Source organism: Prescottella subtropica (genome assembly GCF_005434945.1).
Classification (GTDB): Bacteria; Actinomycetota; Actinomycetes; order Mycobacteriales; family Mycobacteriaceae; genus Prescottella; species Prescottella subtropica.
This window is the reverse complement of record NZ_SKCH01000025.1, coordinates 22255-45458: the sequence shown is the minus strand read 5'-3', so window position 1 is coordinate 45458 and position 23204 is coordinate 22255. Positions and strand designations below refer to the sequence as shown.

General features: G+C 70.7%; 17 protein-coding genes. 8 read left to right on the top strand and 9 right to left on the bottom strand.

Features of this window, described 5'->3' with window-relative positions:
• Positions 1-43: 43 nt before the first annotated feature.
• The 8 genes from E0497_RS17465 to E0497_RS17430 form a co-directional block, all read right to left on the bottom strand.
• Positions 44-1249: an Nramp family divalent metal transporter gene (locus E0497_RS17465; RefSeq protein WP_206663651.1), complete on the bottom strand. Its 1206-nt coding sequence runs from the start codon at positions 1247-1249 to the stop codon at positions 44-46.
• A 135-nt stretch (positions 1250-1384) separates the two neighbouring features.
• Positions 1385-2245, bottom strand: coding sequence for a glycoside hydrolase family 19 protein (locus E0497_RS17460; RefSeq protein ID WP_137726064.1), 861 nt, complete (start codon positions 2243-2245; stop codon positions 1385-1387).
• 288 nt (positions 2246-2533) lie between these two features.
• A complete protein-coding gene (locus E0497_RS17455; RefSeq protein WP_137726063.1) occupies positions 2534-6724 on the bottom strand; it encodes a TIGR02680 family protein in 4191 nt (1396 codons plus the stop codon).
• Between the two features lie 13 nt (positions 6725-6737).
• Positions 6738-8105 (bottom strand): DUF2398 family protein, encoded by a 1368-nt coding sequence (locus tag E0497_RS17450; RefSeq protein ID WP_137726079.1) that lies wholly within the window; start codon positions 8103-8105, stop codon positions 6738-6740.
• Between the two features lie 44 nt (positions 8106-8149).
• Positions 8150-9595: a TIGR02677 family protein gene (locus tag E0497_RS17445; protein ID WP_137726078.1), complete on the bottom strand. Its 1446-nt coding sequence runs from the start codon at positions 9593-9595 to the stop codon at positions 8150-8152.
• A gap of 70 nt (positions 9596-9665) precedes the next feature.
• Complete coding sequence (locus tag E0497_RS17440) at positions 9666-10754, bottom strand: helix-turn-helix domain-containing protein (protein ID WP_137726077.1); 1089 nt, start codon at positions 10752-10754, stop codon at positions 9666-9668.
• Positions 10755-10944: 190 nt separating this feature from the next.
• Positions 10945-12105: an MFS transporter gene (locus E0497_RS17435; protein ID WP_137726062.1), complete on the bottom strand. Its 1161-nt coding sequence runs from the start codon at positions 12103-12105 to the stop codon at positions 10945-10947.
• On the bottom strand, positions 12102-13031 hold the full coding sequence (locus E0497_RS17430) for a PAC2 family protein (RefSeq protein WP_137726061.1): 930 nt from the start codon (positions 13029-13031) through the stop codon (positions 12102-12104). The genes E0497_RS17435 and E0497_RS17430 overlap by 4 nt, the downstream gene beginning before the upstream one ends.
• A gap of 51 nt (positions 13032-13082) precedes the next feature.
• Here E0497_RS17430 and metH point away from each other — a divergent pair, with 51 nt between their 5' ends.
• From metH to hisG, 8 genes are read left to right on the top strand one after another with little or no spacing between them, the layout of a single operon-like run.
• Positions 13083-16652 (top strand): methionine synthase, encoded by a 3570-nt coding sequence (metH, locus tag E0497_RS17425; protein ID WP_137726060.1) that lies wholly within the window; start codon positions 13083-13085, stop codon positions 16650-16652.
• 39 nt (positions 16653-16691) lie between these two features.
• On the top strand, positions 16692-18023 hold the full coding sequence (locus tag E0497_RS17420; RefSeq protein ID WP_137726059.1) for an AAA family ATPase: 1332 nt from the start codon (positions 16692-16694) through the stop codon (positions 18021-18023).
• Positions 18023-18496, top strand: coding sequence for a hypothetical protein (locus E0497_RS17415; protein ID WP_137726058.1), 474 nt, complete (start codon positions 18023-18025; stop codon positions 18494-18496). Before E0497_RS17420 ends, E0497_RS17415 begins: the two co-directional genes overlap by 1 nt.
• Before the next feature lie 31 nt (positions 18497-18527).
• On the top strand, positions 18528-19226 hold the full coding sequence (locus tag E0497_RS17410; protein WP_137726057.1) for an HAD family hydrolase: 699 nt from the start codon (positions 18528-18530) through the stop codon (positions 19224-19226).
• A gap of 2 nt (positions 19227-19228) precedes the next feature.
• Positions 19229-20086: an oxygen-dependent tRNA uridine(34) hydroxylase TrhO gene (gene trhO, locus E0497_RS17405; RefSeq protein WP_137726056.1), complete on the top strand. Its 858-nt coding sequence runs from the start codon at positions 19229-19231 to the stop codon at positions 20084-20086.
• Position 20087: 1 nt separating this feature from the next.
• Positions 20088-20972 carry a pseudouridine synthase gene (locus tag E0497_RS17400; RefSeq protein ID WP_137726055.1) on the top strand — a complete coding sequence of 295 codons (885 nt, stop codon included), beginning with the start codon at positions 20088-20090 and terminating at the stop codon, positions 20970-20972.
• A 21-nt stretch (positions 20973-20993) separates the two neighbouring features.
• A complete protein-coding gene (locus E0497_RS17395) occupies positions 20994-21275 on the top strand; it encodes a phosphoribosyl-ATP diphosphatase (RefSeq protein WP_479681068.1) in 282 nt (93 codons plus the stop codon).
• 50 nt (positions 21276-21325) lie between these two features.
• Complete coding sequence (gene hisG / locus E0497_RS17390) at positions 21326-22174, top strand: ATP phosphoribosyltransferase (RefSeq protein WP_137726053.1); 849 nt, start codon at positions 21326-21328, stop codon at positions 22172-22174.
• 82 nt (positions 22175-22256) lie between these two features.
• Here the strand turns inward: hisG and E0497_RS17385 are convergent, their stop codons facing one another.
• Positions 22257-23066: a thioesterase family protein gene (locus tag E0497_RS17385; RefSeq protein ID WP_137726052.1), complete on the bottom strand. Its 810-nt coding sequence runs from the start codon at positions 23064-23066 to the stop codon at positions 22257-22259.
• Between the last annotated feature and the right edge of the window lie 138 nt (positions 23067-23204).

The window sequence follows — 23204 nt, the reverse complement described above, 5'->3', positions numbered from 1 at the left end:
CCGGGGCCGATCCTTCCCGATCGATATCGCGCCGGCCGCCGTTTCACCCGGCCCCGGTCACCGTCAGCCACAGCAGTGCCACGTTGAGGGCGATGATCAGGCCCGCGCAGCCCCAGGCGGCGGCGGTGGTGGCGCGGGCGTTGGTTTCCGGGCCCATGACGGTGGTGTCCGAGGTGATCCGCACGAGGGGGATCAGCGCGAACGGGATGCACAGGCTCAGCACGACCTGACTGACGACGAGCGCCAGGGTGGGGTCGACGCCGATGCCGAGGACGATCAGCGCCGGGATCAGCGTCACCACGCGCCGCGCGAACACCGGGATCCGCACGTGCAGCAGTCCGTGCATGATCTCGGAGCCGGCCGCGCAGCCGACGGACGTCGACGCCAGCCCGGACGCGAGGAGGCCGACCCCGAACACGATCGCGATGCCCGGCCCCAATGCTGCCTGGATCGCGGCGTGCGCGCCCTCGATGGTGTCGGTGCCCGGCACGCCGCGCAGCGCGGACGCGGCGAGCAGCAGCATGCCGATGTTGACGCTACCGGCGACGACGAGGGCGCCGGCGACGTCCCAGCGGGTGATCCGCAGCAGCCGGCGCAGCCGTGGCCCGTGCCCGGCGGCGCCGTGCCGGTCCCGGGCGAGCGCCGAGTGCAGGTAGATGGCGTGCGGCATGACGGTGGCACCGAGCATGCTCGCGGCGAGCAGCACCGTCTCGGTGCCCTCGAAGCGCGGGACCAGGCCGCCGGCCGCGTCGCGGGCGGACACGTCGGCGAACGCGAGTCCGGCGAGGAAGCCGATCGTGATGATCGCCAGCAGGCCCAGGACGACGAACTCGAACGTGCGCTGGCCGCGCCGGGACTGGATCGTCAGGATCGCCATCGACACGACACCGGTGATGAGGCCGCCGAGCAGCAGCGGCAGCCCGAACAGCAGGTGCAGGGCGATCGCGCCGCCGATCACCTCGGCCAGATCGGTCGCGGCGGCCATCACCTCGGCCTGCACCCAGAACGCCCGGCGGCTGTTCGGCCGCAGTCGGCGGCCGAGCATCTCGGGGAGGGAGCGGCCGGTGACGAGCCCGAGTTTCGCGGACAGGTACTGGACGAGCACCGCCATCGCGTTGGCGGCGACCAGCACCCAGATCAGCAGGTAGCCGTACTTCGCGCCGGCGGTGAGGTTCGCGGCGACGTTGCCGGGGTCGACGTAGGCGATGGCGGCCACGAACGCCGGACCCAGCAGTGCCAGGGAACGCAGACCGCCCCGCCGGTGTGGCGGGGCGGGTGCGGTGATCTCGGTGCTCACGGAACTCCACGGTGCGTCGGGAACAACCGCCGACCGGCTATTCGATACTTCGCACTATAGAGTTCGGGTCACCGAACATTCAAACGGTCAGTGCAGGATGCCGAGGGCGCGCTGGAAGCTGTCGATGCGCTTGAGCAGGCCGTGGGTGCCGCCGTTGACGATGCGCGACACGTTCTCGATGCTGCCGCTGTCGGAGACGGCGTTGAGGTTGCGGGACTGCCAGTACCAGGCCGCGGTCTCGAACGCGTTCTCCGGGGTGGCCATCAGCTCGGGGTTGGCGACGAAGTCGATGCCGAGGTAGTCGCTCACGCTCTGGTAGTTGTGCCGGCCGGTGACCTGGATGGCACCGCGGCCCTTGTAGCGCTCGCCGTCGCCGGGGGCGACGTTGCCCAGATCCGAGCGGCCCTCGTAGGCGCGACCGGACGCGTACTCCTCGAACGTGCGGAACGAGTCCGACTCGACGACGAGCTGCGCGATGAACGCGGCCTTGCGCAGCGGGGTGTCGATCGCGGCCTTGGCGAGGGCGTCGTTGAGCGGCGCGACGTACTGCGAGAGCCGGTCCGGCGCGACCTGCGGCACGATCTGCACCAGCTCGTCGAGCGTGACCGACGACGGGCTCGGGGCCGGGGGGGCGACGGGGGCGGGGGCCGGGGTGGCGATGTCCTGCGCGAGCGGTGCCGCCTCCGGCGTCGTCGCGGGCAGGTTGAGGGCCGCGAGCAGGCCCGTCGAGTCGAGGAACTTCAGGGGTGCGGCCAGCGGCGCGGCGGCCTCGGCCGGCTGGGCCTGGGCGGCGGTCTCGGCGTGCGCAGGCAGGGCGCCGGCGACGGCCGAGCCGACCCACAGGCCGGCAGCGGCGAGGGTCGCGATGCCGGCGGCGCGGGTCCGGGTCATGAACCCGCAGCGGGTGGTCGACGTCTGGTCGAAGGTGTTCGTACGCGAATCGTTCAAGGTTCGTGCTCTCCATCTTCGGGCTGCAGACGGGGCAGCCTCCGAACGTGAACACCGGTACAGTCGAGAGAGGGTTGCTTCGATCCAACCGGATCGATAACTCGGTGATCACGACAAGGTCACAACCAGGTAACAGCTGAATCGCTCAAGATCGCAACCCTGCGAGGTTTATGTCACAGATCGGTGACATTGTGACGTGGATCACCTATGATGCGTGGCGTGTGGCGCCGACCACCAGTCGGACGACGTGGTAGCCGGCGCCGAACGTGGGCCGCTGCGGCCCGGGCGTCAGGCCGGGGAGTCGACGAACTCGAGACCGCCGTCGACGGTCGTCGGCAGACGCCGCCGCATCGGCGACCCGAGTGCCCGCGCCAGGTTGCTGCCGTCGTGCTCGGCGAGCAGGCCGCCACCCGACCACACCAGCAGTGCGGCGCTGACCGTCTGCTCGGCCGTCGAATGAGCCAGGTCGTAGTGCGCGCACCCCGGCACACCCGCGTAGGTGATCCACAGGTCGTAGCCGGTCATGAACAGGTCCAGATCGAACTGCACACTCAACCCGAGCAGCTCGCTGCGGCCGTTGTCGTCGACACCGGCGAACGCCTCGTCCAGGCCGAGCAGGCGCGGCGAATGCGGATCCGCCGACGACAGCATCACGTGCGCGGCCGCGAACAGCGGCAGGTGCAGCGACACCGACTGCTCACCACCGGAGAGGGCGCTGTGCCGGGCGACGGTGAGCCGGTCCTCGCTGCCGTCGCCGCCGACCAGCGTGAACGAGAACACCCGCCACCGCCGGTAGTCGAGGGCCGACGCGAGGATCTCCGGGTACGAGCGTTCCGGGTGCGCGGCCCGTGCCGCCCGCACCTGGGCCGCGAAATGTGCTCGGACGGACGACAGTTCGTCGCCGCTGAGCGCCGACGGGGCGCGGTCGAGCAGCTTGGAGACGGCGCGGGCGTTGTCGTCGAGGTTGTCGGCGAGCACCCAGTGCACACCGATCGTCGAACCCGACGACATGCGCCGCTCCCGCATCTCGGCGCCCATCTGCGCGATCAGCAGGCGGGCGTCGGCGGTGCGTTCGTGGATCTGCTGCGCCAGACCGGTCAGCAGCGCGTCCTCGAGGATGCGGCGCTCCGAATCGGTGAGCAGCACCTCCTGATCCCGGCGGGCCGCCTGGATGCGGGTCGCGAACTCGCCGATCGACGCATACCCCTGGTCGTCCTGCACCCGGACGACGGTGAGCCCGTCCGGGGCGTCCCACTGCAGCCGGTAGTCCTGGCCGGCCGCGGCGAGTTGGGCGTCGAAGTCCTGCAGGGCCGCGGTCAGGGCCGAGCGGGTGGCCTTCTTCGCGTGCTCGCTGGTCTTGACGTCCGCGGTCGCCGTCTCCAGTGCGCGGTGCAGGGCCGTGACGTCCGGCGGCAGGATCGGGGCGTCCACGTCCCCCTCGGTCACGATCCGGTACACCAGCTGTTCCGCCGTCAGCCACGCAGCCGAACTCTGCGGCCAGCCGTGGTGGGTGGGCACCCCGAGTAGGTCGAGCAGATCCCGCCGGGCGTACGGGGCGAGCCGGTCGGCATCCGACCGGGTCTCGGTCAGCGCCGCCCGCAGCGCCTCGACGGCGGCGGTGTGTGCGCCCTCGGCCTTGCCGATCTGTTCGACGGCCGTGTCGTACGCCTTGCGGGCGGCCCGCTGCTCCGTCTTGCACACCTCGATGCGGGCGCGGGCCGCCTCGAGGTCGGCGTCGATCTGCTCGGTGCTCGCCCCGAGCGCGTCCCGCAGCGTCTCGAGCCGGGACACCTGGTGGATGTAGTTCTCCTCGGCGACCGCGGCCTCCTCCACGAACTCCTCGGTGTTGCCGCGGGCCTCCTCGAGCCGGTCCTCCGTCTCCCGGTGGAGTTCGAGTTCCTTCTCGTGGTCCCGGCGGGCGCGCAGCGACTGCTCACCCTGACCCTCGAAGTGCCGGATCGCGGCCACGAGCGCGTCGACGTCCCGCGGATCGGGGGAGGTGCGGTGCGTCGCGGCGACCGCACGGACCTGCTTCTCCTTCGCGGTGTGGTCGGCGATCGCCTGGTCGAGTTCGTCGCCGGCACTCGCCGTCGACTCGGCGCGGGTGCGCAGTGCGCCCGCCGCCTCGGTGAGCTTGGTGATCGCGGCGAGAACCCCGGACGTGCGGGGCAGCGTCTTCCCGGCGGCCGTCAACCGGTCCAGGACCGCGGTCGTCTCGGCCTCGGCGTCGCGGGCGGCGGCGAGGGCCTCCTCGGCGGCGGCGATCTCCTCGTCGAGTTCGGTGAGCCGGGCCGCGCGGCGCCGCTCCCGGGCGGTGGTGCCGATGAATTCGGCGTGCTCCTGGACGTGCCGGCCGTGCGCGACGCCCTGCCGGAAGCGGCCGTCGACCGTGACGCCCACCTCGGGGTGGTCGGCAGGGTCGGCGTCGGGATCACGGGAATCCAGCGCGATCGATTCGAGGATCGCCTGCACCAGCGTCTCCGGCACCCCCGCATCGGACTCGGGGACCAGGACGTCGGCCAGGGTCCGGCCGGCCGGTCGCCGCTCGGCGGGCAGCGGACGCAGGAACTGCTCGGACTCGATCTCGGGCAGCGGCCCGTCGTCGCCGACCACCCACGCGTCGAGCAGGTTCGCGGCCGCCAACGCCGATTCGACACCGGCCGCGGCCGCCGCCGAGACGGTGTCGGCGAACCGCACCAGCCGCCACAGCGGGGCGCCGGGCAGGCCGCTGCGGTCCCCGGTGCGGAACGGCACCCCGGCGGGGGCGTCGTCGTGTTCGGCGGCGACCCGCGCCCGGTCGGCGCGCAGCCCGGCGATCCGCTCCCGCACCGCCGCCTGCCGGGCGACGGCGTCCCGGCGGCTGCCGCGCTGCTCGTCGAGCGCCGACTGCGTCTGCTCGTGCAGCACCGACGTCAGCGCGGGGGAGTCGTCGTCGCCGGCCCGGGCGAGTGCGGCGTCGAGCGCCGTGAACGTCTCGGCGGTCACTCCGATCGACGCGTACTCGCCCGAATGCTCGGTCCACCAGGCGCGCAGCGCGGCCGCGCAGTCGGCGCGAGCCAACTCCACCGACGCCTCCGCCTCCGCGACCGCGGCCCGGGCGGCGTCGAGCAGTTCCCGGCCCCGGCCGGCGGCCCGGTCGGCGCGGTCACGCTCGGTGCCGGACTTGTCGACCGTCGCCAGCGCTGCCCGCACCGCCCGGACGTCGCCGGTCCGTTCGGTGGCCAGCCCCCGGACGGTCGTGGTGATCCGGTCGGCCCGCGCATCCTGCGGCAGCGGTGTCCAGGTGATACCGGCCTGCTCGGCGGCTGCGGCGAGTTCGTCCTCGGCGTGGGCGAGCGCGGCGTTCGCGCGGCGCACCGATTCCGTCGCACGGGACGCCTCGTCGGTGCGCTGGGCGAGTGTCGCCTGCGCCTTGCGGGCCTTGTCGGCCTGCTGCGCCGTCGACACCTTCAACTGTTCGACGGCGGCCGCGAGATCGTCGAGCTGCTGTTTGCCCTCGTAGGCGCCCGACCGCTGCAGCGTGTCGAGGTCGGCGCGGGCCTGCTCGAGGGCCCGTTCGGCGGCGGTGAACCGGTCCTCTGCGAGCAGCCGCTCCTCCTGCCGTGCCGCCTGCCGGGTCAGGGCCTCGTCGCGCACCGTCGTCGTCCGGTCCACCGACTCGAGGCGTCGCGCCACCTGCTCGACGTCGGTACGAGCCTGCTGCGCCAGATACGTCGAGTACACGGTGACGAAACTCTGCGCGGCCCGGTCGGCGGCGGCCAGGCCCTCGAGCGCCCGGCCCACCTCCTCCATGTCGCTGAACGAGCGGGCCGCCTCGAGCACGAGCTGGTCGTCGAGGGGCCGCAGCCCGTCGGTGAGGGCCTGCGACAGCCCCTTCGGGTCCAGGTTCTTCGCCAGCTGCGGGCGGCGCAGCGTCAGGATCAGGTTGATCAGCTGCTCGTAGCGTTGCGCGCCGAGACCGAACAGGCGGGCGTCGATCGCGGCCCGATAGTCGACGGGGCGGTCGGTGATCGCGTCGCTGCCGAGTTCGTCGGCCAGCTGCTTCTTCGTCAGCGGCCGGTCGTCCCCGTCGAGGAGGGAGAAGTCGACGCCGACCCGGCCCTCGGCGACGAAGTACCAGCGGGTGACCTTGTCGTTCTGTTTCGTGGCGCGCATGCCGATACCGACGGTGACCGCCTCCGGGTCGTCCTGCGAGCCGCGGCAGAACTCCATCCACACGTACGAGTACGCCGAATCCTGTCCCCGGTACAGCAGATTCGACTTCATCGTCCGCTCCTCACCCGCGAACGGGTTGAGGCGACGCGGCTCGATCCGGCCGTCGAACACGAACGGGAACAGCACCTCGAGGGCCTTCGTCTTACCCGAACCGTTGGGCCCGCGCAGCACCAGACGCCCGTCGGCGAACGAGAACTCCTGATCCCGGTAGTCCCACAGGTTGACGATCCCGGCGCGGGTCGGCTTGAAACGCGCAGATGCCATGCGAAGAATGCCTCTACTTCTCTACGGAGTTCTCGGAGTCGGCGGGGTTCTCGGGGGTGGTCCCGGCGTCGGGGTCCCGGAACAGCTCGGGCTGGGCGCTGCGCTCGCGGACGGTGACGACGACGCCGCGGAACCGGGCGATCGCCGGTAGCACCAGGACACTGTCGTCGACGGCGCACACCAGATCCAGCCGGTCGAGCAGGGCGACGGCCTGCCGGCGCAGCCCGACCGGGTCGGCCTGCCACTGCGCGGCGAAGGTGCGCCCGAACTGGTGGACCAGTTCGTCGACGGCGCCGGTGATCCAGTCGCGGTCGAGCAGCGGGTAGCGGGCCGGGTCGGGACGATCCGCCGCCGGGCCGGCCGCGGGAGCCGGCGTCTCCTCGTCGGCGAGGTGCTCGAAGATCCCGGCGGCGGGGATCGCGGCGTCGAGCTGCTCGATCAGCAGGTCCTGTCCGGTGGCCGGCCGCGGCCGGGCCGGCAGTGCGGGCGCGTCCAGGTCGAGGACCCGGTCGGCCATCTCCCCGGCCAGCAGCAGCGCCACCTGGGAGACGGTGCCGGTGCCGGGGAACCGGGTGTCCGACAACCGGCCCGACGTGTCGATCATCGCGACCCCCTCGGCGCGGCGTTCCGCGGACAGCCCGGTGAACCGTTCGACGTCGGCGGCGGTGGCGGGCAGCGCGAGCTGCAGCCGTTCGTCGTCGGTGAGGTCGTCGGCGTAGACGACGGGCCGCTGCACCAGTGCACGGCGCATCCGCCGGGCCGTCTCCCGCGGATCGGCGGCCCGGTAGCCGAGCGGATCGTCCGGGTCCGGGGCCGGCGCGCCCGCGAGCAGCGCCCGCACCGACGTCAGGTGCTGCAGTGCCCGCGGCGGCCGGAACAGGGCCACCACCACGGACCGGTCGATGTCGTAGAGGGCTTCGCCCGCCTCGGGATTCGACGCCCACCCGCCGGCGTCACCGTCGGCCAGGACGATCGCGCCGCGGGCGGCGAGCCAGCCGACGGCGTCGACGAACGCGTCCCGGTCCGCGGCCCGGTCGGTGGACAGCGTCACCCCCGGCACCTGCGTGGCCTCGGCGGCGACGTGCTCGGCCAGCTCGGAGAGGGTGATCTGGCTCCCGGCCCGGCCGAGCGCGGCCAGTGCGAGCGCCAGGTACGCGTAGCGGTGCCGGTCGAACGTGCGCTCGGTGGCGGTGCGGGCCGGGGTGGCGGATCCGGTCCGGTCCGGGACCGTGAACAGCCGGGCCGTGGTCTCGGTGACCTCGAGCCGGTACCCGAACAGGTCGAGCAGGTCGTCGCGCAGTTCGGTGGCCCACCGGCGCAGCAGTGGCAGCGCCGTCCGGTCCGGATACGTCTGCGTCACCAGATGATTCGACAGGATCATGCGGGCGGCCCGCTGGTACGAGTCGAGTTCGAGGGGGGAGACGGTCACTGCACGCTCACCTGCAGTCCGTCCAGGTACAGCCGGCCGCGGGCGGTCTGCACCACCGTCGGCGCGGTGTGCGGGCTCAGCGTCAACCGCACCCCGCTGTCCGAGCCGGTCGAATCGGCGATCGCGCCGCTGACCGGGACCCGTGCCGTGAGCGCGGCATTGAGCAGGCTGAGCAGCACATCGGTCTCCTCGACGTCCAGGACCCGGTCGTAGGCGCCGTTGGTGGCGAGCGACGACGCCGCCACGGCACGGGCCCGCTGCGACGCGAGCTGGTTCTCCCGCAGCCGCCGGATGCCGCCCTCGTTGCGCTGCACCTTCGACGGCGCGCCCGGTGAGGCGGGCCGGCCCGTCTCGGCGAGCGTCCGGGAGATCTCGACGGGTGTGGCGTCCCACCACGAGCGGGATTCGGGAATGATGTCGGCGTCCGGGTGCACCATCGACAGGTGCCGCGGCCGGCCCAGGTCGAAGACCAGCTCGAACAGGGTGTGCGCCGACTCCTCGCTGGGGGTCGCCGCGAACCAGCCGGCCAGGTGCCGCAACTGGCTCTCCCGGCTCACCCCGCCGCGCCGGGTCTCGGTGACCCGCCGCAGCAGCGACAGCACCGCCGCGATCGCACTCATCGTGCCCTCGCGCAGCCGCTCCGATTCGCTCGGGCCGGTCACCCCGACGAACCACTGGGCGAGCCCGGACCAGCGTGCCCGCCAATCGGATTCGCGTTCCTCGCGGGACAGGAACACCCGCTCGTCGCTGGTGGCGGCGCGGGCGATCAGCTCGTCGACACCGCTGCCCTCGATCGCGGCGATCGCGGCCGCCAGTTTGGGGGCGTACCGGGCCAGATCGGAACTGAACTCCTGCATGTGCCGCAGCAGGGCGTCCTTGTGGGCGAGGAACGCCTCCGGGGTGATCTCGGTGGTGCGGACCAGGTCGCCGAGCATGAGGTAGAACTGCGCGGCCCGTGCGGCCATGTCGGTGAGCGTCGCGTCCAGGCGGGACAGCTTGCGGTAGATCAGGTCGGCGTCGCCGTGACGGTTGGCCGCGGCGAGTTCCTCGAGGTCGGCGAGCAGATCCGGCAGTGTCAGCCGGGACAGCGTCGCGTCCTCGAGCCGGGCACCGAGGACGTCCTCGACGGCCCGGAACACCAGATAGCCGGCCTGAGCGAACTGGTAGACGAAATGCCGGTTGCGGTACTCGGCGAGGGTGGCGGCACGGCTGCCGTCGTAGCTGCGTTCGAGGATCCCCCACGCGTGCAACTGCTCGAGCAGGGGAGTGATCTCCGCGCTCGTGAGCCGGCCGGAATCGTCGTCGGCGATCCGGTCGAGGAGATCGGCGACGTCGCCGGCGTGCAGCAGCACCACGTAGTTGGCGCGGGCGGTGTCGAACGCGCGCAGCACCCACAGATAGTCGGCCCGTTTCTCGGCCGTCGTGAAGGAGAACAGCCGCAGCCGGTCGTCACCTGAATCGTTCACCGGGACAGCCTAGGGGCAGACGCCGACAGGTTCGCACACCCGCCGGTCACCGCGCTCGCCGGACGGGACGTCGCCACCCGGTCTCGTCGGTGGTCATGGCCGTGAGCAGGTATTCGGCGGCGTCCGGGTGCCGGAACGGGCCGGCGACGAGGTCGGCGTACGCGTGCGACGGGGCGACGCAGCGCAGCCCGTCACGGTATTGCATGTGGTCGAACACGACCGCCGACCAGGGGGTCGCCACCACGATGTCGGCGGCGGAGGCGGTGGTCCCGGCCCCGCTGTCGACGGGCCGCAGGTCCAGGGCGGCGGCGAACGCGTCGACGTCGTCGGCGTACACCTCGAGGACGGTGGCGGTGGCGTAGTCGGTGGCGCCGACACCGGTGACCGCGTACCCGAGGTCCGGGGCGGCCTCGACGAGCCGGGTCCGCAGGTCGTCGAGACCGTTCGGGGCGGCGAAACTCCGGGTCGGGCACGGCTTGCGGTCGGCGGCCCACGCCCGCAGCATGTGCGGCCAGCGGACATCGGTGACGGGGCCGCGGGGCAGTCGGGTGATCAGTTCCCGCTCCTGGAGGACCTCGACGACGCGGTACGCGGCGCCGGTCGACGCCCCCGACATCTTGATCAGGTCGGGGACCGACATCTCCCCGGCGTGGTCGGCGAGGGCCCGCACGACGCGTTCGGACGGCTCCCCGGTGAGGACGCCCGACGGGCGGCCCGGCCCGCGCCACGGGTCGGCGTCGGCGCCCCGGTTGCGCACCCAGATCGCCGGCCGGTCCGCGACGAGCGCGACGTTGCCGGTCGCGTCCGCGTAGGAGATGCCGTGACCGTCGAGTTGCCGGCGCACCGGATCCGACAGGTAGTGGGCGCACACGAACGCCCGGTCGCTGTCGGCGAGTTCGGCGACGATGCGGGCGACGTCGCCGCTGAGGACACCCTTGGGGGTGCTGATCGCGTACGAGACGGTGTCGCCGTCGGGGGCGGTGACCAGCAGTCGGGCGGGGGCGGCGGGGGAGCGGGGCCGGTCCGCCGAGATCGACCAGCCGGGAGGCAGGTGCGTCTCGAGCCACGACACCGACCGTCGGTAGATGTCGATGGCCCGTTCGGGGCGCGGATTCGGAGAATCCTGATGACGCAAGTTCGGAGAATCCTGCTGTGGGGAGGAGGCGCTGGTCACGATTCCAGGGTAGCTGCTCGGTGGCGAACGGAACCGTAGAAAAAGCCGAAACGGCGGTTCGGCGCGTCGCCTCCCTGTGTCGAAGTCTGCGCGAGACGGAACTGAAAGGAAAACCGAACACCCCAACTCCGGAAACACGAGAACCCGGCGGTCAGGAAGAGCTGTCGACGGTGCGGGGCCGCGGCATGAGCAGTGGCGGGATCAGGGCCAGGAGCAGTGCCGGCACCAGGAACGACGCGTACGGATGGACCGCGTAGACGGGGGTGAGGGCGATCGGGGCGAGCGCCGAGCCGCCGAACCGCAGCGACTGGACGACCGACACCGCGCCGCCGCGGTTGCCGCCCGCATCGCCGAGGACCGCGGCGTTGACGCCGACGAGCACGAACTGGGAGGCCACCCCGGAGACGAACCAGGCCGCCGCGACGACCGCGACGGATCCGACGGTGCCGGCCACGGCGACGAGGACGGCGCCGGCGGTGGCGCCGACGAGCACGGTGCGGCGGGCGCCGATCCGGTCGATCAGGGTCCCGACCGGCCGGGCGGTGAGGATGCCGGCGACCCCGAATCCGGTGAGCAGCAGGCCGCGGGCCGCGGGATCGAGTGCGAAGACGTTCTCGGCACGGAATGCGACGAGGAAGCCGAGGCCGCCGAGCGCACCCCAGCCGAGCAGGGCGACGATCCCGACCCGCAGCACGGTGGGGTGCAGGGCGTCCCGCAGGCGGGCCGGTGGGCCGGTGGGGGCGGAGCGGGCCGCGTCGGGCAGGCCGACCGCGCCGAGCAGTGCGGCGACGACGGCGATCGCGAGGAACGCCCACCGCCAGTCCGCTTCGGCGGCGAGCCCGCCGATCAGCGGTGCGCTGGTCTGACCGGCGGCCTGCAGTGCACCGAACGCGCCGAGCGCCCGGCCGAGGGCGCGTTGCGGGGTCATCGCGGCGAGCGCCGCCAACAGCAACGGTGTGGTGAACGCGTTGGCACTGCCCTGCAGGACCCGCGCGGCGAGGAACAATTCGAGGGTGGGGGCGGCGAAACACGCCACCGACGCCGCCAGGTACACCCCGTACGCGACCCGCACCGTGCGCATCCGTCCCCACCGGGCACCGAGGGTGCCGGAGACGAGCATGACCAGTGCGAACGGCAGCAGATACGCGGTCAGGGACGTCGCGGCGGCGTTCGCGTCGACACCGAGCCCGTCACCGATCTCCGGCAGCATCGACGTGACGACGCCGCCGCCGAACGGGCCGAGGAATCCGCCCGCGTACAGCGCCGAGAGTTGGAGGCGGGTGCGCAGTCCGGGTGAGTCGGGCGCGCTCACGCCCCGAAGCGTCCCGGCCCGCGACGGCGCAGATACTTCTCGAATTCGGCGGCCAGCGCGTCACCGTCGATCTTCGCGATCGCATCGTCGATGTCGGATTCGGCGTCGCCGCGCTCCTCGAGGGTGCGGACGTACTCGGCGATCTCCTCGTCGTCGTGCGTCATCTCGTTCACCGACTCCTCCCAGTCCTCCGCCTGACCGGGCAGATCCCCGAGCGGCACCTCGACGTCGAGGACGTCCTCGACCCGCCGCAGCAGCGCGATCGTGGCCTTCGGGTTGGGGGGCTGGGAGACGTAGTGGGGGACCGCCGCCCAGAAGGAGACCGCCGGCACCCCGGCCTTGATGCACGCGTCCTGCAGGACACCGGCGATACCCGTCGGGCCCTCGTAGCGGGACCGTTCGAGATTGAAACGTTCGGCGGCCTCGGTGGAGTGCGCGGTGCCGGTGACCGGCACCGGCCGGGTGTGCGGGGTGTCCGCGAGTAGTGCACCGAGGATGACGACGGTGTGGACGCCGAGTTCCTCGACGAACTCGAGCAGTTCCGCGCAGAAACTGCGCCAGCGCATGTTCGGTTCGATACCGCGCAGCAGCACCACGTCCCGGTCGCCGCCGGGCGGGCTGCACAGTGACAGTTGGGTGGTGGGCCACACGATCTCGCGGGTCACGCCGTCGATCTGCCGGACCATCGGCCGATTGACCTGGTAGTCGTAGTAGTCCTCGGAATCGAGTTCGGCGAGCGGCTCGGCGTCCCAGGTGAGTTCGAGGTGTTCGACGGCCCCGCTCGCGGCGTCTCCCGCGTCGTTCCAGCCCTCGAACGCGGCGATCAGGACCGGGTCGCGCAGGACGGGCACCTCGGTGTCCGCGGCGATGTCACGGTCGTCGGAATCCGACGCCGGTGCGGGGTCGAAGAACTCGGGGGAACTCACGTACCCAGCCTACGGCCAGGGGCGTTCCGGTCGCCCACTAGTGTGGATGGCATGTCTGCACCTTTCCACTCGGCCCTGTTGGATGCGCTGGAGAAGCGCGTTGTCATCGGCGACGGCGCCATGGGCACGATGTTGCAGGCCGCGGATCTCACGCTCGACGACTTCCTCGGCCTCGAGGGCTGCAACGAGATCCTCAACGAGACCCGTCCCGACGTCCTCAAGGACATCCACCGCGCCTACTTCGAGGCCGGTGCCGACGCCGTCGAGACCAACACGTTCGGCTGCAACCTGCCCAACCTCGCCGACTACGACATCGCGGACCGTATCCGCGACCTGTCGGAGCGCGGCACCCGCCTCGCGCGTGAGGTCGCCGACGAGATGGGCCCGGGCCGGGACGGCCTGCCGCGTTTCGTGCTCGGCTCGATGGGACCCGGCACCAAGCTGCCCACCCTCGGGCACGCCCCGTTCGCGGTGCTGCGCGACGCGTACACCGAGTCGGCGCTCGGCATGATCGAGGGCGGTGCCGACGCGATCCTCGTCGAGACCTGCCAGGACCTGCTGCAGGTGAAGGCCGCGATCATCGGCAGCCAGCATGCGATGGAGAAGCTGGGACGCCGGCTGCCGATCATCACGCACGTGACCGTGGAGACCACCGGCACGATGCTGCTCGGCAGCGAGATCGGTGCCGCGTTGACGGCGCTCGAACCGCTCGGCATCGACATGATCGGCCTCAACTGTGCCACCGGCCCGGACGAGATGAGCGAGCATCTGCGGCACCTGTCGAAGCATTCGCGGCTGCCGGTGTCGGTGATGCCGAACGCGGGTCTTCCGGTGCTCGGTGCGAACGGCGCCGAATACCCGTTGGGTGCAGACGAACTCGCCGACGCGCTGGCCGGTTTCGTGCGCGAGTACGGCCTGTCGCTGGTCGGCGGCTGCTGCGGCACCACCCCCGAGCACATCCGTCGTGTCGCCGAGGCTGTCGCGAAGGTCGAACGCGCGCAGCGCAATCCGGCTCCGGAGGACGGCACGTCGTCGCTGTACTCGTCGGTGCCGTTCGAGCAGGACGCGAGCTTCCTGGTCATCGGTGAGCGGACGAACTCGAACGGTTCCAAGGCGTTCCGTGAGGCGATGATCGCCGGCGACTACCAGAAGTGCATCGACACCGCGAAGGACCAGACCCGCGACGGCGCGCACATGCTCGACCTGAACGTCGACTACGTCGGCCGTGACGGTGCGCTCGACATGGCCGCCCTGGCAAGCCGTTTCGCGACGGCGTCCACGCTGCCGATCATGATCGACTCGACGGAGCCGGAGGTGATCCGGGCCGGTCTCGAGCACCTCGGTGGCCGCTGCGCGGTGAACTCGGTGAACTACGAGGACGGCGACGGCGAGAACTCCCGGTTCCAGCGGATCATGCGGCTGGTGAAGGAGCACGGTGCCGCGGTGGTCGCGCTGACCATCGACGAGGAGGGGCAGGCCCGCACCGCCGAACACAAGGTGCGGATCGCCGAGCGGCTGATCGCCGACCTCACCGGCAACTGGGGCATGCGCGAGTCCGACATCATCATCGACGCGCTCACCTTCCCGATCTCCACCGGGCAGGAGGAGGTCCGCCGCGACGGCATCGAGACCATCGACGCGATCCGTGAACTCAAGAAGCGGCACCCCGCGCTGCACTTCACCCTCGGCATCTCGAACATCTCGTTCGGCCTCAATCCTGCGGCGCGCCAGGTCCTCAACTCGGTGTTCCTGCACGAGTGCGTGCAGGCGGGCCTGGACACCGCGATCGTGCACGCCTCGAAGATCCTGCCGATGGCGCGGATCCCCGACGAGCAGCGGGAGACCGCCCTCGACGTGGTCTACAACCGTCGCCACGAGGGCTACGACCCGCTGCAGAAGCTGATGGAACTGTTCGAGGGTGTGTCGGCGGCGTCGGCCCGCGAGAGCCGGGCCGCCGAGCTGGCGGCGCTGCCGCTGTTCGAGCGGCTCGCCCGCCGCATCGTCGACGGTGAACGTGCCGGCCTCGAAGCAGATCTGGACGAGGCGATGACGACCCGGCCGCCGCTGGAGATCATCAACGACACGCTGCTGTCCGGCATGAAGACCGTCGGTGAGCTGTTCGGGTCCGGGCAGATGCAGCTGCCGTTCGTGCTGCAGTCCGCGGAGGTCATGAAGGCCGCCGTCGCCTACCTCGAACCGCACATGGAGTCCACCGACGACGACGGCAAGGGCCGGATCGTGCTCGCCACCGTCAAGGGCGACGTCCACGACATCGGCAAGAACCTCGTCGACATCATCCTGTCCAACAACGGCTACGAGGTCGTCAACCTCGGCATCAAGCAGCCCATCGCGACGATCCTCGACGCGGCCATCGACAAGCGGGCCGACGTCATCGGCATGTCCGGTCTGCTGGTGAAGTCGACGGTCGTGATGAAGGAGAACCTCGAGGAACTCAACGCCAAGGGCGTCTCCGAGCAGTTCCCGGTCCTCCTCGGCGGTGCGGCCCTGACCCGCTCGTACGTCGAGAACGATCTCGCCGACGTGTACGAGGGGGAGGTGTCGTACGCCCGCGACGCGTTCGAGGGCCTGCACCTGATGGACACCATCATGGCGATCAAGCGCGGTGAGGGTCCGGACCCGGACAGCCCGGAGGCGATCGCGGCCCGCGAGAAGGTCGCCGAGCGCAAGGCCCGGCACGAGCGGTCCAAGCTGATCGCCGCGAAGCGTAAGGCGGCCGAGGTTCCGGTCGTGGTACCGGACCGCTCCGACGTGGCCGCCGACATCGACGTGCCCGTCCCGCCGTTCTGGGGCACCCGTGTCGTCAAGGGCATCGCCCTGGCCGACTACGCCGGGCTGCTCGACGAGCGTGCCCTGTTCCTGGGGCAGTGGGGGCTGCGCGGCCAGCGCGCCGGTGACGGCCCCACGTACGAGGAGCTCGTCGAGACCGAGGGGAAGCCGCGGCTGCGGTACTGGCTGGACCGGCTCGCTTCCGAGGGCATCCTGCAGCATTCGGCGGTCGTGTACGGCTACTTCCCGGTCGTCTCCGAGGGCGACGACGTGGTTCTGCTCGAGTCGCCTGATCCCGATGCGGCCGAACGGTTCCGGTTCACGTTCCCGCGTCAGCAGCGGGACCGGTTCCTGTGCGTCGCCGACTTCGTGCGCTCCCGCGAGGACGCCCGGAAGACCGGGCAGGTCGACGTGCTGCCGATGAACCTGGTGACGATGGGCCAGCCCATTGCGGACTTCGCGAACGAGTTGTTCGCGGCGAACAACTACCGCGACTACCTCGAGGTCCACGGCATCGGTGTGCAGCTCACCGAGGCACTCGCCGAGTACTGGCACCGCCGGGTCCGCGAGGAACTGATCACGACCGCCGGCACCGCCGTCGCCGCCGACGATCCGGCGGACGTCGAGGAGTACTTCAAGCTCGGTTACCGCGGCGCCCGCTACTCGTTCGGCTACGGCGCGTGCCCCGAACTCGAGGACCGGCGCAAGCTCGTCGCGCTGCTCGAGCCGGAGCGGATCGGCGTCGAGCTGTCCGAGGAGATGCAGCTGCATCCCGAGCAGTCCACGGACGCGTTCGTGCTGCACCACCCGGAGGCCAAGTACTTCAATGTGTGATCCCCGGCATTCCGGGACCGCGTTGGTAGGGTGCGGGCCATGACGGATCGTGTACCGGCACTCGTCGAGATCCGGCTGACCTCGTTCAAATCGTTCCGGAACGAGGTCCTGCCGGTTCGTCCGGTCACTCTGCTGACCGGTCTCAACAGTGCCGGTAAATCGAACGCCCTGGACGCGATCGGGGTTCTGGCCCGCATCGCCGGCGGTGACAACCTGGCCAACGCATTGGACACCACCCGGCAGGCGGAAGGGCCGGTCCGAGGGGGCTCGGCCGGATGTCCGCCGCACGGCACCGACCGCTTCGCGCTCGGCTGCACGGTGGCGGTCGGTGACGACCTCCTTCGGTGGGACATCGACGTCCAGACCGGGGATCATCTGCATGTCCACGGGGAGAGCCTGGTCCAGGTGTCCGGCCGCAAGACGCAGACGTTGTTCACGACCGACGACGGTGTCGGTCCGAGCATCACGGCCCGCGTCATGAGCGGCAAGCGGGGGATCGATCCGCCGACCGCGCTGTGGCGTGATCGGGCGGTTCTGACCCAGGTGCCGTCCGTCCTCAAGGACAATCAGGCGCACCGCGGTGTGCGTGCCGCGGTCGATGCGGTGCGGGCCGCGCTGGCCGGCGTCTACCACCTCGACCCGGTGCCGTCACGGATGCGGGAGTTCGTGCCCCGCAAGGATGTTCAGCTGCGACGGCATGCGGAGAACCTGTCCGCTAGTCTGGCGGAGTTGCAGACCGATCAGCCCGACGACTTCTCGGCGCTCGTCGATCTGGCGCGCAAGGTCGTGGACGAGCGGGTCCTCGGGATCGACTCGGTGACCAGTGAACTCGACGATGTGATGATCGCGCTGGTGGAACGGCAGGGGCGCCCGGACAGCGGAATCGTCGAGAAGACCCCGGCCCGCGTCATGAGCGACGGACTGCTGCGCGTGCTGGCGGTCGGAACAGCGCTTCTGTCGGACCGGGGCGGATTGGACATTGCCGGTGCGCCCTCACCGGACGAGACGGCCGGTGCGCCGCTGCTCATCGTCGAGGAAGTGGAGAACGGACTGCACCCGTCGCAGGCCGGGCGTGTTCTCGATCTGCTGCGGACCGCGGGGGAACAGCGCGGTAAGCGCGTTCTGGTGACCACTCACAGCCCCGCACTGCTCGACGCCGCCGAAGGCGACCTCAACGACGCGATCGTGGTCTGTTTCCGGGACCGGGACACCGGCAACAGTCGTCTCGTGCCGTTGCCGGAGCTGCCCGGGTATCTGCGGGCGATGGCGACCGGTTCGATCGGCGACAACGTCACACAAGGCCGGTTGACCCGACCCGAACACGACGTCGTCGACACCTCCGCGTTCGACGAGATCTTCGGACTGGGCTGATGGTGCGTACCACCGTGCGCGCGGTGTTCGTCGATACGTCGGTGTTCTGCAACCTCCTGGCGGTACCCGGACTCGACCAGGACCGTGCGATGGTGACGGCCGAGTACCGCGAATTCGTCGAGGCCTCGGTTCCGATGCTCCTGCCGGTCACCACTGTGGTCGAGACCGGGAACCACGTAGCCCACTGCACCGGTGACCGCAGGTCGGTGGCGACGAGGTTCGTCGAGACTCTGCGTAAGGTCGCGCAGGGGAGCGCACCGTGGATTCCGCACGAGATCGACTGGAATGCGGGGCTGATCAGCGAACTGGTGGACGGCGGGTCCGAACCGCTCCGCGACGGACTGGTGCGCGGTGTGGGGACCGGTGACTGTCTGATCTTGACGGAACGGGCGATCTACTGCCGGCGGATGGGGTGGCCGGTGGACGACGTGGGGATCTGGACGCGCGACAAGCATCTGAATGCATACAACTGACAACGATGGATCAGAAGGTGAAGTTCGAACGATGGTGACTGCAGTGGAACGGGCGCCGGCGAGCACGCTGCGTGCCGTGCTGTGGGACATGGACGGCACGCTGCTCGAGTCCGAGGATCTGTGGGACATCGGGGTGCGGGATCTGTCGCTGCACCTCGGTGGCCCGATGTCGGAGGAGACGCGGCTCGCGACGATCGGCGCGTCCAGTGCGGACGCGCTGGCGACGGTGTTCGCCGCGCTCGGGCTCGAGCAGACTCCGGCGGCCCTCGGCGACGCGAAACGCTGGCTGTACACCCGGATGGGGGAGTTCTTCACCGCCGGGCTGCCGTGGCGTCCGGGCGCGCTCGACGCGTTGCGGACGGTGCGCGCGGCCGGGTTCGGCACGGCGCTGGTGACCAACACCGACCGGGAGCTGGCCGAGTGCGCGCTCGACACCCTGGGCCGCGAGTACTTCGACCATTCGGTGTGCGGTGACGAGGTGCCGGCCGGCAAACCGGATCCGGCCCCGTACCTGCGGGCGGCGGAGTTGCTCGGGGTCGCCCCGGAACACTGTCTGGCCGTGGAGGATTCACCCACAGGAACGGCGGCGGCCGTGGCGGCGGGCTGCCCGGTGCTGGTGATCCCGTCCATCACGGACGTGCCGGCCGGGCCGGGACGCATCTTCCGGACCACACTCGAGGGGCTGACGGTCGACGACCTGCACGCCCTGCACGCCGGCACGGTGGTGTGACGATGGCGACCCCGAAGATCGTGCTGTTCTACCGGTTCACGCCGCTGCCGGATCCGGAGGCGATCCGGTTGTGGCAGCACACGCTGGCCGCGTCGAACAATCTGACCGGACGCATCCTGATCTCCGAGCACGGCATCAACGCGACCGTCGGCGGCGACATCGCCGACGTCAAACGGTACGTGCGCGGCACCCGCTCGTACGGGCCGTTCAAGGATGCCGACATCAAGTGGTCCGACGGCACCGGCGGTGGGGGCACAGACTTTCCTCGCCTCTCCGTCAAGGTGCGCCCGGAGATCGTCACGTTCGGTGCCCCCGACGAGGTGAAGGTCGACGAGAACGGGATCGTCGGCGGCGGAGCGCACCTGTCGCCGAACGAGGTGCACGACCTGGTCCGGCAGCGCGGCGACGACGTCGTGTTCTTCGACGGCCGCAACGCGTTCGAGGCGCAGATCGGCCGGTTCCGGAACGCGGTCGTCCCGGATGTCGCGACCACCCGCGATTTCGTCGCCGAACTCGACAGCGGCCGCTACGACCACCTCAAGGACAAGCCGATCGTCACGTACTGCACGGGTGGGGTGCGCTGCGAGGTGCTCTCGGCGCTCATGCGGAACCGTGGTTTCGACGAGGTCTACCAGATCGACGGCGGCATCGTCCGCTACGGCGAGACGTTCGGCGACGAGGGCCTGTGGGACGGGTCGTTGTACGTGTTCGACAAGCGGATGAACGTCGACTTCACCGGCAACGCCGTCACCTTGGGTCGGTGCACGCTGTGCGAGACGCCCACGTCGCGGTACCGGAACTATCCGGACGAGGGTGGCCGGGAACTCACGCTCGTGTGCGAGTCGTGCGTTCCCGACTGACATGACCCGTGCCCCGCTGCCGGTGCGCGACGGCCTCGGCCCGGACCGGATCCGGATGCCCGCCGACCGGGTCGCCGGCACCGTCGTCGAATTCCTCACCGCCGCACACCCGGACGAGAACTGGGCGTCCCGGCTCGCGGCCCGGGAGGTCGTCGACGAGCACGGCCGGATCGTGGACGAGACGACCGCCTACCAGCCGACCCGGTTCGTGTACTTCTACCGGGAGCCCGCACCCGAGGTGCCGGTGCCGTTCGACGTGGACGTCCTGTACCGCGGCGACGGCCTCGTCGTGGTCGACAAACCGCACTTCCTGGCCACCATTCCCCGCGGCACCCACATCCGGGAGACCGTCACCGTCCGGTTGCGTCGCGACCTGGACCTGCCCGATCTGGTGCCGGTGCACCGGCTGGACCGGATGACCGCCGGGGTGCTGCTGTGCACCACCGAGCCGGGGCTGCGCCGCCCCTACCAGGAGATGTTCGAGCGGCGGCAGGTCACGAAGGTGTACGAGGCGATCGCGCCTGCCGTGCCCGGAGAGTTCCCGCGCACCGTGCGCAGCCGTATCCGCAAGGTCCACGGCGAACTCGCCGCGACCGAGGAAGCGGGACAACCCAATTCGGAGACCCGCATCGAGGTCGTCGACCGGCACGGCGACCTGGCCCGCTACCGGCTGCACCCGCACACCGGACGCACCCACCAGCTGCGTCTGCACCTGTGCTCCCTCGGCGCCCCCATCGTCGGCGACAACTTCTACCCCGTGTTCCGGCGCCGCGACCCCCACGACTTCACCGACCCGCTACGGCTGCTCGCCCGCAGCCTCGCCTTCGACGACCCGATCACCGGGGCGCCCCGGCACTTCGAGAGCCGGCGGACACTGGAGTACTGAATGCGGCCCGCAGCACACGCCGTGTCAGAATGGTTTCCCGTGAAGACCTTCGAATCCCTGTTCGCCGAGCTGACCGAGCGCGCCGCCTCCCGCCCCGAGGGATCCGGCACCGTTGCCGCGCTGGACGCAGGTGTCCATGCGCAGGGCAAGAAGGTGCTCGAGGAGGCCGGCGAGGTGTGGATCGCCGCCGAGCACGAAAGCGACGAAGCGCTCGCCGAGGAAATCTCGCAGCTGCTGTACTGGGTCCAGGTCCTGATGGTGGGCAAGGGGCTGAAGCTCGAGGACGTCTACAAGCATCTGTGATCCGACAGGCCGCAGACCCTCGACCTCTCTTCCCGGAAGGACCACCCCACATGCTGCGCGTCGCAGTGCCCAACAAGGGCTCGCTCTCGGAGTCCGCGAGCCAGATCCTGGCCGAGGCCGGATACCGCCGTCGTACCGATTCCCGTGACCTGACGGTGCTCGACCCGTCGAACTCCGTCGAGTTCTTCTTCCTGCGCCCCAAGGACATCGCGATCTACGTCGGGTCCGGGGAACTGGATCTCGGTATCACCGGCCGCGACCTGGCGCTCGATTCGGGTGCCCCGGTCGTCGAGCGTCTCGCGCTCGGTTTCGGACGCTCCACGTTCCGGTACGCCGCCCCCGCCGGCCGCGAATGGACGGTCGCCGACCTCGCGGGCAAGCGGATCGCCACGTCGTACCCGAATCTGGTGCGCTCGGATCTCGCCGCCCACGGCTTCGAGGCCGAGGTCATCCGCCTCGACGGCGCCGTCGAGATCTCCATCCAGCTCGGTGTCGCCGACGCGATCGCCGACGTCGTCGGCTCCGGCCGCACCCTGCGTCAGCACAACCTCGTCGCATTCGGTGAGTCGCTGTGCGACTCGGAGGGTGTGCTGATCGAGCGGGAGGGCGCCGACGTCGACAACCGGGTCCGCACCCAGCTGATCAACCGCGTCCAGGGTGTCGTGTTCGCGCAGCAGTACCTGATGCTCGACTACGACTGCCCCAAGACGGTCCTCGACGAGGCCGTCAAGATCACCCCCGGTCTCGAGTCGCCGACCCTGTCTGCGCTCGTCGACGAGAACTGGGTGGCGGTCCGGTCGATGGTGTCCCGCAAGGAACTCAACACCGTGATGGATCAGCTCGCCGAACTCGGCGCGAAGGCGATCCTGGCGTCGGACATCCGGTCCTGTCGCGTCTGACCCGGATCCGACGCGAACGTCCGCGAGGGCGGTGGCGTCCGGAGTTTCCTCCGGTGCCGCCGCCCTCGCCGCGTTCCCGGGTTCAGCGGGCGCGGACCTGCACCGTCTGGCTGATCCGGCCCACCGCACCGGTCTCGTCGTAGATCACGCCGGCACACATGCCGACCCCGTCCGGGCCGTACGACGTCTCCGACGACAACCCGATCCACTCGCCGTCCGGCACCCGGAACAGGTGCACCGTCAGATCGGTGTTGAGGAACGTCCACTCGCTCGGATGGATCTTCGCGCCGACCCCGTTGGAGACGTCGACCACCGAGAACAGCCGCTGGATCGGGGTGAGCGACTCGCCCTCCACCAGAACCGGATTCGGCCGCACCCACACCTGCCCGGGGCCCTCGCAGCCGATGTCGGCGAGCCACCGCCAGTCCAGGGACGTCACGAACCCCGACCCCCAGAACGCGCCCTCCATCGGCAGCTCGTGACCGGCGGACACCGGTGCGATCATCGGGTCCGCAGTGTGCACGACGGCCGTCGTGTCCACCGTCTGCATCCGCCACCCGGTGCCGCGGGCCACCGCACGGGCGGTGCCGTCCGGGCCCGTCGCCCACAGTTCGGCGACCACCAGCTCGATGCGTTTTCCGGGCCGCTCCACCCACGACCGGACCTCGATGTCGGCGATCGGCACCGGACCGAGGATCTCCACCACGACCCGCGTCAACCGGGTGTCCGGGCGCTGCGCGCACCGCTCCAACGCCCGCACCAGCAGCGCCGACGGCGGCGCCCCGTGCTGCATCGTGTCCGCCCACGTGCTCGCCGTCAACGGCGTCGACGCGAACCGCTCGACCCCGTCGACACTGGACTCGAGTGGAAAGTAATAGGCCAGATCACTCACGTGACCATCTCCTCCCTACATCCGAGCCGGTGTGCTCGGGTTCACTCCGGACACTACGGTCGGACCCGACGCAGGGGGCGGTCGAGGGCACCTGGCAGGCTGTCCGGGTGGATCCGGCGCAGTGCCGGGCCGTGGAAG